The sequence below is a fragment of the uncultured Bacteroides sp. genome (genome assembly GCF_905207245.1).
In the GTDB taxonomy this organism is placed as follows: Bacteria; Bacteroidota; Bacteroidia; order Bacteroidales; family Bacteroidaceae; genus Bacteroides.
Map to the genome: position 1 here is coordinate 66,033 of NZ_CAJLKP010000010.1, position 12,047 is coordinate 78,079.

Sequence of the window (12,047 nt, forward strand, 5' to 3'; positions counted from 1 at the left end):
ACATTATGAATAAAAAACAGATAATCACAGTAATGTTCCTTATGGGAATTACACTGGGTGCTTGCACGGAGGATTATACGGATTGGGCTAACCCCCAATCCAATTCTCCCGAAGAGGCTGCCGCTAAATATGAGATAAGTTATGCTGTGGGTGCTGATGCTACTATCCTGATGGATGATGTGTACGCTAAATACAAAGATGATGAAACAGGTCTTAAGGAAGATTCTGTGAAGATTGCTGCATTGTCAAGTAGCAATGCGAATATCGCTTCAATTCTTGTAAGTGGAGTTACAATTAATGGGAGTGCTATTAACGCAGTGCTGAGAGAAGGACAGGTTAAGGTAAATACCGTACAGCTTGATTCAGTAGTTCGTAAAGTTTTTAACAGCCGTGCTCATACTGAGCGTACGTTGGATATAAACGTGAACGCTATTGCCAAATTGACTAATGGTGAAGCTATATCTGTGGCAGGCGCTACACAAGCAAAGCTAACTCCAGTTGTAACTCCGGAAATTAGCGAGGAAGGGTATTATATGTTGGGCGATTTTCAAGAACAGTCTTCAGGTAAGAAATGGGATGAAAAGAACCCTGTGGTAATGGAAAAGATTGGTGACGGATTGTATAAGGCGACTGTAACAACAGTAGCTGCAACTTCTTATTTTAAGTTCTTCCGTGCTTATGATACAACGAACCCTAATTGGGATGTGGACATTAATCCCGGTGAATTAGGCACTGTAATTGATGGTGATTTAGCTACTGAGAATTTCTTAGTGTGGCGTAATGATCCTTCTTGTTCTGCTGTAAGGTCACCTGCTATTAGTGGTATAAATGAATACATCGTTACGTTAGATATGATCAATATGACTTTTAAGGTAGCGATTAAAACTTATGATCTCTTTATGACTGGTAGCAATTACGGTTGGGGCGAAACGTGGAAACAGTTAACTCCGGTATATGGTGCGGAAGGTGAATATTGGAGTATCGTATACTTAGAAAGTGGTGAAAAAATCAAGTTTGCTCCACAGGCAGGTTGGGGAAATGATTTCGGTGGTCAAGCTGCGGTTAATGATGTAGCCGGTGCTGGTTTGGCGGCCGATACTGATAACAATTTGGAAGCTAAAAATGCCGGTTGGTATTTGTTGCATGTCATTAACGGCACAGAACGTGTGGTCAATGTCCTCGCTCCTGATGTTTATCTGATTGGTAATACTGCAGGGGGATGGGATGCTGTAGAAGCTAACAAGTTTACTGTTCCCGGAACGAAAGACGGTGAATTTGTATCTCCTGCATTTGTTGCTGCTGATGAAGTTCGTATGTGTGTGAATTTTGGAGGCTATGATTGGTGGAAGACTGAGTTCATAGTTCTTGATGGAAAGATTGTTTATAGAGGTAATGGTAATGATCAAGAACGAGTAAAGGTTGCTGAGGGGCAGAAAGCTTATCTGAACTTTACTGCCGGTACGGGCTCTTTCAAATAATCTTATCTGAATTTTGAATAAAAGCCCTCTCTCTCGTAATGGTAAAACGAGGAAGAGGGTTTTTTGTTTTTTTATTAAAACAATCACTAATTGTTATGAAGAATTTTAGATTAATATTCGCTATCGTATTGTTTGCTTTATGTGCTGGAACTCATGCCCAGCAGCGCCTTTTGGGTGGTGATATTTCTTTGTTGCCAAGTTACGAAGAGGCAGGAACTGTGTATCGCGATGAGAAAGGAAAAGCTGTAAAACCTCTTGAATATTTTGAAGAGCAAGGCTGGAATGCCATTCGTGTCCGTCTCTTTGTTGATCCTTCAAAAGCTTCCGCTGAACACAAAGGTGAAGGAGTGTGCCAAGATTTAGATTATGTAACTAAATTTGGACAGCAGATAAAAAAAGAAGGTTATCAATTTATGCTTGATTTTCATTACTCTGATACATGGGCTGATCCCGGTAAGCAATTTATGCCTGAAAGATGGAAGAATGCTGATGTAGCTTCATTGCCGGATAGTATATATGAATATACTAAAAATAGTCTTGAGGCTATGGTGAAAGCGGGAGCTTCTCCTGACCTCATACAAGTGGGTAATGAAATAACCAACGGCATGTTGTGGCCAGTGGCAAAGGTGGATCCGCTTGGAATGGAAAATTGGGATTTGCTTGTGAAGTTGCTGGAGAGTGGTGCCAAGGCTTGTCGTGAAATTTGTCCCAAAGCAAAAATAATCATCCATACGGAGAAAGCAGGAGAGTGGAATAAAACTAAAACTTACTACAACCATTTGCGGCAGCTTGATTACGATGTCATTGGGCTTAGTTATTATCCTATGTGGCATAAAGTCGTTGGTGTGCTTGCTGCTACGCTCGATTCTCTCGCTATAGATTTTCCGAATAAAGAGGTGATGATAGTGGAGACTGCCGCCTACTATTCGCATGAGAATGACCAATGGGCAAAAAGTGCGGATGAACATTCTGAATTCTATCCTATAACTACTGAAGGACAGCGCATATTCACTCACGAACTTGTGGCTGAATTACGTCGTCATGCCAACGTGACGGGATTATTTTGGTGGTTCCCTGAGGAAAACGCTTGCGGTAATAATGTAACAGAAGGTTGGCTTAATCGTGGGCTTTTTGATAATCATACGGGCAAAGTTCTTCCTGCAATGAAAGAATTTAGTCTGTTTGTTCAACCTTTGTAAATAGTATCTTTTATTTTATGTATGATGAAAACTAAAACTTTATTTTTATCTTTTGCTTTATTGCTATGTCAATTGGGATCTGCTAAACAAATCATGTCGTCAGAAAGGCTTATTGAATATTCTAAGTTTGAATCTTCTATTATTCCTTCACAGGATAATTCTGATTGGCTCTCTTCACATTATTCAGGAAAGAAAAATGAGAAGATAGAAAAAGTGGAACCTGCTTTTTGGTGGTCTGGCATGAAGAATACCCGTTTACAGTTGATGGTATATGGTTCAAATATAGCAACATATAAACCTGAAATAAATCATTTGGGAGTTGCTTTAAAGGAAGTGTATCCAATGGAGAGTTCAAACTATCTGGTTTTGTATTTAGACGTAAAAGATGCGGCGCCGGGTAAATTTCAGATAGAATTCGTTAAAGGAAAACGTAAGCTGAATTATACTTATGAATTGAAAGAACGCCAACGTAAAGGAGAAGATAGGATTGGCTTTAATTCTTCTGATGTCGTATATTTATTAATGCCGGACCGCTTTGCCAATGGTGATGAAAGCAATGACTATATACAGATGAAGTATCCTTATACAGTAAATCGTAGGGATGTAAATGCTCGTCATGGTGGTGATTTAGCCGGTATTATGCAACATCTTGATTATTTGGATAGCTTGGGGATTACGGCAATCTGGACAACTCCTGTTTTGGAAAATGATATGGGTGAAGGCTCTTATCATGGTTATGCTGCAACCGATTACTATAAAATAGATCCTCGTTTGGGAACTAATGAGGATTACGTCCGTTTGGCAGAACTCATGCATCAACGTGACCTGAAACTAATAATGGATATGGTTTTTAATCATTGTGGAACCAATCATCCTTGGTTGCTTGATCCACCGATGCAGAATTGGTTTAATAATTCGCATAAATATATTGAGACCAATCATAATAAAACCGTATTTTTTGATCCTTATGCTTCGGATATAGATAAGCAGGAACTGACGGATGGGTGGTTTGTACCCACAATGCCCGATTTGAATCAGAGGAATCGTTTTGTTGCTGATTATTTGATTCAGAATTCAATCTGGTGGATTGAATATGCAGATTTAGATGGTATTCGCCAAGATACATATGTATATCCGGATCCGGATATGATGGTTCGTTGGTGTAAAGAAGTTTTTGAGGAATATCCAAATTTCAATATTGTAGGTGAAGTAATGATTCCCAATAACCCTATAGGTACTGCATATTGGCAACAAAACAGTGTAATTAATGAGAAAGCTAATACAAAGCTGAAATCTGTGATGGATTTTCGTTTGAGATCAATAGTTGGTGAAGTTTTTCATGAAGAGACTTCTTGGAATACCGGTCTGCAACTTCTTTTCGAACATTTCGCTTATGATTTTTGCTATCCTGATGTTAATAATGTGATGCGTTTACTTGAGAATCATGATACGGACCGTTTCTTATTGGAAGATCCGGAAAATCTGGATGCTTATAAGCAGGCAGTTACCCTGTTGTTGACAATTCCAGGCATTCCACAATTGTATTATGGGCAGGAATTACTAATGGCTGGTAGTAATAAAATAGATTTTGGATATGTACGTCTGGATATGCCGGGAGGTTGGAAAGGAGATGCAATCTCTGTTTTTCAGGGAAATGGAAGAACGGCTATGCAGCAGGAAGCTTTCAATTTTATGAGTAAATTACTGCATTGGCGTAAAGGAAATGATGTTATTTCTAAAGGTAAGATGAAACATTTTATGCCTCGTAACAACGTCTATGTATATGAGCGCTCTTATAAAGGAAAGAGTATATTGGTTATAATGAATGGAGTAAATAAGGAGGTTGACTTGGATTTAACTTCTTATAAAGAGGTAATAAGAGATAGGGTTAATTCGAAAAATGTGTTGACGGATAGTAATGTGTCATTAGGGGAAAATCTGCATTTACAACCCAAAGAAGTGCTTGTGCTTGAATTATGATATTGAGGTTTTGTTAGTTGACAATTGGTTTAGGATCAGGTAATATTGGAGATGAGATATGTTTAAAACAGTCTAAATCGTATTTGTAGTAACTTGTACATCAGTAATGGCTAAATATGTAATACAATGAAAATGAAATTTCTTTTTATAGCATTTGCTCTACTGCTATGCCAATGTGGTATGGCACAGCAAACTGTTTCTTTAGGAAAACTTATAGAGTATCCTGATTTTAGCTCTTCAATTGTTACTCCGCGTGATGTCTTTGTTTGGTTACCTTCTGATTATTCTCCAAAAGAGAAATATGATGTTCTTTATATGCATGATGGTCAAATGCTGTTTGATGCGAATACCACTTGGAATAAGCAAGAATGGGGGATTGATGAAGTTGTAGGAAAACTCCTGAATGAAAAGAAAATTAGATCTTGTATTGTTGTAGGAGTGGCAAACATTCCGGAAACGAGATATGCAGACTACTTTCCTCAAAAAGCATTGAAGAACTTACCGGATAGTGTGGTTCCGGGTGATGTGGGGTTTAATGCGGATAATTATCTTCGTTTTCTGGTAGAAGAGGTTAAGCCTTTTATTGATAAAGAATATTCCACGAATAAAAGTGTTGAGCATACTTTTGTGATGGGCTCCAGTATGGGAGGCTTAATTTCGCTATATGCACTTTGTGAATACCCGGAAGTGTTTGGAGGAGCTGCTTGTATGTCAACTCATCTTCCCATGATATTAAGTAAGGAACTTTCTAAAGAAAAAGCGGACCAATGGTCGGAAGCTTTTCGGAATTACCTTGATAAGAATCTCCCAAAGGCTAATAGTCGTATGATTTATATGGATAGGGGCGATGCCACTTTAGACGCTTATTATCCTCCTTATCAGGATGAACTGGATAAATTGATGAGGAAGAAAGGCTGGAAAGGATTAATGTGGGTGTCCAAAGTGTTTCCAGGAGCTGCGCATACGGAAGTGGATTGGAATAAACGTTTAGATAATCCGTTATTATTTCTTTTAGGAACTGATAGAAAAGATTGTATTTGTGATAAAAAGGACACAGACGTGTCGCCTGATGATTATTTGATTTCTAAGTTTAAAGATGCTGATATCGTGTTATTGGCTGAAGACCATGGTGTTAAGGAAAACTTGGACTTCGTTAAAAAAATGATACCGAAGTTGTATGCGAATGGTATCTATATGTTAGGTATGGAATTTGGAGCATATGAGGATCAGAAGCAATTGGATTCATTGATAAATGCACCAAGATATAATGAGAAGTTAGCTTGTCAACTGATGTTCAATTATAATACCCGTTGGGCTATAGTTGAATATATGAATCTCTATAAAGCAGCTTGGCAATGGAATCGTTCATTACCGGAGCAAGCGAAAAAGTTTCGTGTTTTAAATATTAGCTATCGTTACAATTGGGAAAAGTTTGAAGGAGCAAGGACTCCGGAAAATATGGAGCAAGTGTTTCCTTTAGGGAATACAGAAGACTTTAGGTGTGCATTGTTGGAACGTGAAGTATTATCTGCTCACGAGAAAATACTGGTTCTGACTGGGACTATTCATGCATTTACGTCCTACCGTTTTCCTTACTATGATTATACTTCTCCTGGCTTTGTACGTTATGAGAATCGTTTTTTAGGAAATTTGCTGTACGATAAATATGGCAATAAAGTAGTATCTGTAGCTTTGCACCAGCCTTTCTTTAATTATCCTAATCAGCAACCAACATTAATTTCCCCAGCAGCTGGAAAGTTAGAACTAATAATGGAAAAGTCTCGGAATAAACCCATTGGTTTTGACTTGAAAGGTTCTCATATTGGTGAATTGCGCGATTATAGTTATTATTCAATGGGGCATAAGGATTTTATTCTATCCGATTTGTTCGATGGATATATATTCCTTAAACCAATAAGAGAATTATCCTCTTGTACTGTTGACTATAAGTTTATGGATGATACTAATTGGAATGAAGCTGTGAGTAATAGTCCCGATCCTGATTGGCAACCACGTCCACATGATAAGGAAGAATATTGGAGGGTAGTGGAGAACTTTATGAATATTGAAAAAAGATATGCGGATGTTCAATGAGGTGAAAGGATTGAGCTTTTTTATCTCATATGGATAGTCCCGGATAAAGAGCTTCAGTAGGTTTAAAGGCTGCCGTAGCCTTTTCTTAAAATCCTAACATTGCAGTTGGAGGAATGTTCAGTACCCGGCAAAGTAATCTTGCTATTTTCAAAGTCGGCTCTGAACGTCCGGAAAGATAGTCGTTGATGCGTGAAGGACTTACTCCAATTTCACTGGCAAGCTGTCTCTGCGTCATACCTTGTTCTGCAAGAGATAACTCAATTAGTTCAGCAACCGTAGGCTTTTCTATTGGGTAATGTTCCTTTTCGTAAGCAATCACTATATCAGACATAACGGTGAGTTCCACTGCATTCTTATCGTTTGCAGGGGTATTATCATCGACCAATGGTAGAAGCACTTCCACTCTTGCTAATGCAAACTCGTATTGTTCTTTTGTTACTTTATTCATAATTCTATATCTTAAATGGTTGAACAATCAATTTTATCATATTCTTTATGAGTACCTATCCAACGGACAAATATATATCCTATCGTAAATTTTACAACTACCACTAACCGATAATTATTGCCTTTAATATTAAAAACATAATGTTGATTACCTATATAATCAGCGGAAAGAAAATCTACTTTTATATCAGATAAATTTTTCCATTCTGCCTTTTCTGCAATGTCATACCAACGTTCTAAGGCTATGCGCGAATCTTCAGAACCTTTTGTTTCATAAAATTCTTTCAGTTTCTTATGTGATACAACTCTCATACTTCTCTCATTTGATGCAAATATAAGATTTTATTTTGAAATATAGAATTTATTGATATGAATGTTTTGAAATATAGAATTTATTTAATTGGAAAGTGCACTCCGAATAATACAATTGCTGGATAGTTATGCGCCAAGTGGCTTTTTTCATCAAATATCATTGCCTGTTTTCTTGTGTATTTTACTGCAACACTATCCTCTTTGTTTGCTAATTCCTTGTTTGCTAAAGAAGTATTGGCTGAAAGCAAAGAATTATTCTTTCAGCCGGAAAGCCGATAGACAGGGTGGTTGAAGAGAGATAAAAGAACTGCAAGATTAAAATGAACTTATTAACTGATGATATCAATAATTTGTTGAGGCGTTATCACCAGAGCATTATTCCCGTGAACGGGCTTTTGCTTGAGGAATAACACCGGAACAATTTCCTATCCTTTCAGGAACGGAAGTTTCATCCCTCGATACGTTACCTCACCAGTGTCTTGCAAGGTTATACATTTCTCCGCCAATCACTCTGCCATTGACCGTTTGGTGGCACAGTTTTTTCCACCGGGCGGATGCATAGCGGGAGAATTGCGATCGGATGGCATACGTTACGAAAGCGGAACGTTCTAGCTCGATTAATGAACGATTGGGAACCACAAAGTGAAAGTAGAAATCCATAAACGGGACGCTAACCTTCTTTTCTTGCTGTTCCTCTATTTTATCAACAAATTCCATAGCTGCAAATATTATGTGATACAACAATAATGTTTCTACTTTAAATTCTTATCAATTTGATGGATTAATTTGAAAGACAAACGCTTATGGAAGTTCTGAAAAGTCTAAGGTAACGATTTGGAGATTGTGCTAATTTCAGTACTTTACAGTCTCATACTTATGAACAACTTTTATAGGACAAAGATACTATTTTTTTTGAATAAGAGAATAATTTCACAGGAAAAATAGAAATTTTATGGGGAAGTGTTCTGATAGCATGTCGTTGTAGATTGTAGGGAGGGGATGTAAAACGGCAGGCACATAGAATTTCCGATATTCAGAAAGCCGTATTCCCAAAATAGAGATTATTTTTGAAAGAATCACATAATCCGCTAAGAATAAAAGTTTATGCGGATCATCAAAAAACGAGGTAACGAGTTGGCAACCGTTCTGGTTTCTACATACTTGCATCAATTGCGTTGATGTGCAACTCACTTTATGTAAAGGTACGATTTTTTACGGAACATGCAAAACACCTTTGATTTTTCTTTTTTAGCAACCGTCAAAAACAATCTTTCGGTTTCATATCCCGGTCACAAAGGCGGTACAGTCTCTTTATGAAAAGTAAACAAAGGTCAGGCAGGATTGAAACAGACTGTTACGAGAACAGTCAGAAAAGGATTGCATACAGGAATTACAGTCTGATACCGGGCAGGGGACGACTTTGTGCCAAAGTCCAAAAAGAGGTTCTTTTTCCAGACGGCAAACTCCCTCACCTCTAAAAAACAGTCTGTGGCTGGCGCACGCAAACGTCCAGCCTTTATGCGGACAGTCTTAATGCCCGCAGCCTGTACAAGTGCGTAAAAAACAGGTAAATGGAATCTTCATCCGCTTCCCCGCGCCTTGCCGACACTCCTATATTCCCGTTCCAACACCTGCTCGATCTCGCTCCTCTTGTACAAGACCTTGCCACCAAGTACATAGTAAGGCAGCGTGCCGTTGCTCCGATACTCGCCCAATGTCCTGCGGCTGACTTTCAGCATACACGCCACCTCACTGTCGCACAGGTACACGTCTTCTTTTGGCGGAACCGCGCCATCTCCGAAAATGCCGTCAATCATCGCCGACAGCCGGTCGATACGCTCGTGGATGGACTGCATCCACGCATCGTCTTTCGTTTTCAATTCATTAAACATTATATAGATTAATTTGTTATATGACTCATTTTGTGACTGATTCTGAAGTTGTGTAATCCACAAGCAATAAGAATCACCATATCTTCGAAACCGAATTTATGGCATCTGAATCGTTCTTTGACAATACGGCATTTTTTCATACCACCTATGGCATGCTCCACTTTAATCCTAACTCCGGAAATCCGCTTGTTCTCTTGTTTTTCAACACAAGTAAGCTCTTTGCCTTTAGGTTTCTTTTTGGGCATGCATATTTCAACTCCATCCGGTTTGTGTCCGATGAAACCTGTATCCTGCCAGAGCCTAATACCTTTGGGAAGTAGAAGAGGTTCTTCATCACAAATCTTTTTGTCATGGACATGACCTTTGTATGTGGAGCTCAACCATACAATCCGAAGATTGTTAGTACATAACAGGTTATTCTTTATGCTATGAGTTTTTTTTACCACTATAGCATGCAGACTGCCAGTCTTCATCCAAAGGACGCTGAATAGGTCGCTCGGTTCCGTCCAACAAGACTTCTTCGCACCCTTGAAGAATGTGTATCAGACGTTTGGAGTTACGGTCAGGCAATTCACCAAGCGTTTTCAATGTACGCCGGAGAATCTCAGAAAGAAGGTGAATCCATCTATTGGCCTGGGGCTGGGTCATCTCAAACTGAATAGCATGGAGTTCCTGAAGGGGATTGGTCTTCAGATATACCAATATGAAGAACATTTTGTCCTGAATCAGAGACAACACTGTTGTAAGATATACGTTGGCGCACTTTACCTTCCAAGGTAAAATGGCTGTAATATTCATCCCAATGGTACTTGAAAGTTATTAGCAAAGCGTCAAACTCAGCAGGAGTTAATCCTGTCGCAGCAAGCACTTGGCTATGACGGTGGCGAATCTTGTCGTAATACATCAATTGAACTTTTTAGATCACAAAGATAAATCAAAGAACGCTTTAATCAATTATTCGATATAAACTCTATTATACATACTGCTCATTTGTCTTTTGTTGATACTTCAGTTCAATTCCTTCAAATGGTGTGCCCCCTGTAGCGTGCATCCTTGCGTCTGTCCTCCACTTTCGTGACGATACGCTCCACGTCTTCCGGCAGGTAATAGGTACGGTTGCCTATCTTGGTATAGGCGAGCGTGCCGTTATCCCGCAAGGTCTGCAAGGTGCGCTTGCTGATTTTCAGCTTCAGGCAGACATCCTGGTGGTCGAGCCAGCCAGCCGTCCTCTTCACGCCTTTCAAATCCAGATGGGGATTCCCTCCACCCTATGTATGAACCGTTCGATTTTCATGGCAAATTCCTCGAACGCCTTCCTTTCAAAACATACGGTTTCCATAACAATCCGATTTTATGTTGATACTTCAAATTCATACCATCCGGAGAAACGGTCACTCGTGGTGCCGGTATAACAGCGCATGGAAGAATTTAATCTGAAAACTGACCGTGCAGATGTTATTGTTCCCGCCGCTGAGATATTTCTGATAATTGCAGGTATTGTCAAAGCTGAGTATATCCATGTTCCGGTCATTGGCTTAGCAGATGGTATTATTGACAATTTGTATGCCATATACCTGAAAACGGAATAAAAGGAATTGTGCATAGCTGTTTTAACTAGGGGATATTCAGTAAATCCTATAAAATTAGCCAACTAATTCATACTAAAAGTATTGCGAATTAGTTGGCTTTTTGTATCTTTAGGTATTTCCCCTAAAATTTTGAAGAACGATTGACAAATGCTTCAGCGGAGTCGTTCAATGCTAAAATCAAAGCTCTTCGAAGCCAGTTTAGAGGGGTGGCTGATCTGAAATTCTTCATGTTCAGACTGGCTAGGCTATACGCTTAAAGGAAAGCTTGCCAACCGGAAAAATCCGCTGCCCCTGGAAAAAGCAGCATAGCCAAAAGAAAATATAGCAGAACTGTAAAATATAAAAGAGTTTGTGCCAACGTTTTGACACAAACTTAGCAGATTACTATTCAGCTGATACCTATTCTGAAAGATGTAAACAACTTGTTTCTTAGATAGCCTTATAAATATTCTACTACTTATTACAGTTCATTTAGAAATGTTATTCTCACTTTTATTCCTCCGCTTTTTCACTTGCTCCACTGCTTCAGATATGATTCCCTTGTTTTCAAAACGCTGCGTGTAATTGGTGTAATCCGGGTGAATACGTTCGTAAGTTGGGTCAGTGAATAAGGGACTCGTAATAATGTGGTCCGCAGTCGAACGGTTACAGCAGAAAACAATATTTTCAACTCCAGCCAGTCTGGTCAATGCTTTCACATCCGTATCATGCGGCTGTAGTGTCATCGGATCTGTAAAAAAGAACAGATAGTCTATTTCTCCTTCTACGATCCGCGAACCAATTTGCTGGTCACCTCCTAAAGGACCAGATTTCAGGATTGTGATATCCCATTTGATTTCAGGATGTTTTTCTTCAAGGGCTTTTTTAATTAGTGTACCGGTTGTACCCGTACAATAGAATTTATGTCCTATCAGACGTTCCGAGTTCCAGAGAACCCACTCTATCATGTCTTTTTTCATTGCATCGTGTGCAACAAGTCCAATTCTACGAACAATTGTTTCCATAAAGCTAAATTATTTTATTTTTATATGATAATTATAATAACAAAAAAACTAA

Annotated in this window: 11 protein-coding genes and 3 pseudogenes; 6 read left to right on the forward strand and 8 right to left on the reverse strand. The window is 38.9% G+C overall.

The features are described from left to right. The first annotated feature begins 5 nt into the window (after positions 1–5). The 4 genes from QZ135_RS05235 to QZ135_RS05250 all read left to right on the forward strand — a co-directional run bounded on the left by QZ135_RS05235 (position 6) and on the right by QZ135_RS05250 (position 6,751). Positions 6–1,478 carry a DUF5115 domain-containing protein gene (locus QZ135_RS05235; RefSeq protein ID WP_294606521.1) on the forward strand — a complete coding sequence of 491 codons (1,473 nt, stop codon included), beginning with the start codon at positions 6–8 and terminating at the stop codon, positions 1,476–1,478. A gap of 95 nt (positions 1,479–1,573) precedes the next feature. Continuing rightward, positions 1,574–2,677: a glycosyl hydrolase 53 family protein gene (locus tag QZ135_RS05240; RefSeq protein WP_294606523.1), complete on the forward strand. Its 1,104-nt coding sequence runs from the start codon at positions 1,574–1,576 to the stop codon at positions 2,675–2,677. A gap of 21 nt (positions 2,678–2,698) precedes the next feature. After that, entirely contained in the window at positions 2,699–4,657 is a 1,959-nt protein-coding gene (locus QZ135_RS05245) for a glycoside hydrolase family 13 protein (RefSeq protein WP_294606525.1), read from the forward strand. Positions 4,658–4,783: 126 nt separating this feature from the next. Continuing rightward, positions 4,784–6,751, forward strand: coding sequence for an alpha/beta hydrolase-fold protein (locus QZ135_RS05250; RefSeq protein ID WP_294606527.1), 1,968 nt, complete (start codon positions 4,784–4,786; stop codon positions 6,749–6,751). Between the two features lie 85 nt (positions 6,752–6,836). Here the strand turns inward: QZ135_RS05250 and QZ135_RS05255 are convergent, their stop codons facing one another. The 7 genes and pseudogenes from QZ135_RS05255 to QZ135_RS05285 all read right to left on the reverse strand — a co-directional run bounded on the left by QZ135_RS05255 (position 6,837) and on the right by QZ135_RS05285 (position 10,741). Next, entirely contained in the window at positions 6,837–7,199 is a 363-nt protein-coding gene (locus QZ135_RS05255) for a helix-turn-helix domain-containing protein (protein WP_294606529.1), read from the reverse strand. Positions 7,200–7,210: 11 nt separating this feature from the next. Next, positions 7,211–7,510 (reverse strand): type II toxin-antitoxin system HigB family toxin, encoded by a 300-nt coding sequence (locus QZ135_RS05260; RefSeq protein ID WP_294606530.1) that lies wholly within the window; start codon positions 7,508–7,510, stop codon positions 7,211–7,213. Positions 7,511–7,978: 468 nt separating this feature from the next. Further along, entirely contained in the window at positions 7,979–8,227 is a 249-nt protein-coding gene (locus tag QZ135_RS05265; protein WP_294606532.1) for a DUF234 domain-containing protein, read from the reverse strand. A gap of 863 nt (positions 8,228–9,090) precedes the next feature. Next, positions 9,091–9,402 (reverse strand): helix-turn-helix domain-containing protein, encoded by a 312-nt coding sequence (locus QZ135_RS05270; protein ID WP_004295270.1) that lies wholly within the window; start codon positions 9,400–9,402, stop codon positions 9,091–9,093. A gap of 8 nt (positions 9,403–9,410) precedes the next feature. After that, positions 9,411–9,875, reverse strand: coding sequence for an IS5 family transposase (locus tag QZ135_RS05275; RefSeq protein WP_005650024.1), 465 nt, complete (start codon positions 9,873–9,875; stop codon positions 9,411–9,413). Continuing rightward, positions 9,829–10,200 (reverse strand): transposase family protein, encoded by a 372-nt coding sequence (locus QZ135_RS05280; RefSeq protein WP_005641938.1) that lies wholly within the window; start codon positions 10,198–10,200, stop codon positions 9,829–9,831. Before QZ135_RS05280 ends, QZ135_RS05275 begins: the two co-directional genes overlap by 47 nt. A gap of 224 nt (positions 10,201–10,424) precedes the next feature. After that, a pseudogene (locus QZ135_RS05285) lies at positions 10,425–10,741 on the reverse strand (helix-turn-helix domain-containing protein). Between the two features lie 73 nt (positions 10,742–10,814). Between QZ135_RS05285 and QZ135_RS05290 the strand changes: the two are divergent. Both QZ135_RS05290 and QZ135_RS05295 read left to right on the forward strand, forming a co-directional pair. Beyond that, positions 10,815–10,991 (forward strand): annotated as a pseudogene (locus tag QZ135_RS05290) (Ppx/GppA family phosphatase); the annotation flags it as partial. A 128-nt stretch (positions 10,992–11,119) separates the two neighbouring features. Then, positions 11,120–11,248: pseudogene (locus QZ135_RS05295) on the forward strand (transposase); the annotation flags it as partial. A 210-nt stretch (positions 11,249–11,458) separates the two neighbouring features. Here the strand turns inward: QZ135_RS05295 and QZ135_RS05300 are convergent. Next, positions 11,459–11,995, reverse strand: coding sequence for a methylglyoxal synthase (locus QZ135_RS05300; RefSeq protein WP_004295275.1), 537 nt, complete (start codon positions 11,993–11,995; stop codon positions 11,459–11,461). Positions 11,996–12,047: the final 52 nt, after the last annotated feature.

Excerpts from the sequence above, each read along its gene's own strand:
- QZ135_RS05235 (WP_294606521.1), top strand. The coding sequence starts at position 6 with ATGAATAAAAAACAGATAATCACAGTAATGTTCCTTATGGGAATTACA.
- QZ135_RS05240 (WP_294606523.1), top strand. The coding sequence starts at position 1,574 with ATGAAGAATTTTAGATTAATATTCGCTATCGTATTGTTTGCTTTATGT.
- QZ135_RS05245 (WP_294606525.1), top strand. The coding sequence starts at position 2,699 with ATGATGAAAACTAAAACTTTATTTTTATCTTTTGCTTTATTGCTATGT.
- QZ135_RS05250 (WP_294606527.1), top strand. The coding sequence starts at position 4,784 with ATGAAAATGAAATTTCTTTTTATAGCATTTGCTCTACTGCTATGCCAA.
- QZ135_RS05255 (WP_294606529.1), bottom strand. The coding sequence starts at position 7,199 with ATGAATAAAGTAACAAAAGAACAATACGAGTTTGCATTAGCAAGAGTG.
- QZ135_RS05260 (WP_294606530.1), bottom strand. The coding sequence starts at position 7,510 with ATGAGAGTTGTATCACATAAGAAACTGAAAGAATTTTATGAAACAAAA.
- QZ135_RS05265 (WP_294606532.1), bottom strand. The coding sequence starts at position 8,227 with ATGGAATTTGTTGATAAAATAGAGGAACAGCAAGAAAAGAAGGTTAGC.
- QZ135_RS05270 (WP_004295270.1), bottom strand. The coding sequence starts at position 9,402 with ATGTTTAATGAATTGAAAACGAAAGACGATGCGTGGATGCAGTCCATC.
- QZ135_RS05275 (WP_005650024.1), bottom strand. The coding sequence starts at position 9,875 with ATGAAGACTGGCAGTCTGCATGCTATAGTGGTAAAAAAAACTCATAGC.
- QZ135_RS05280 (WP_005641938.1), bottom strand. The coding sequence starts at position 10,200 with ATGAATATTACAGCCATTTTACCTTGGAAGGTAAAGTGCGCCAACGTA.
- QZ135_RS05300 (WP_004295275.1), bottom strand. The coding sequence starts at position 11,995 with ATGGAAACAATTGTTCGTAGAATTGGACTTGTTGCACACGATGCAATG.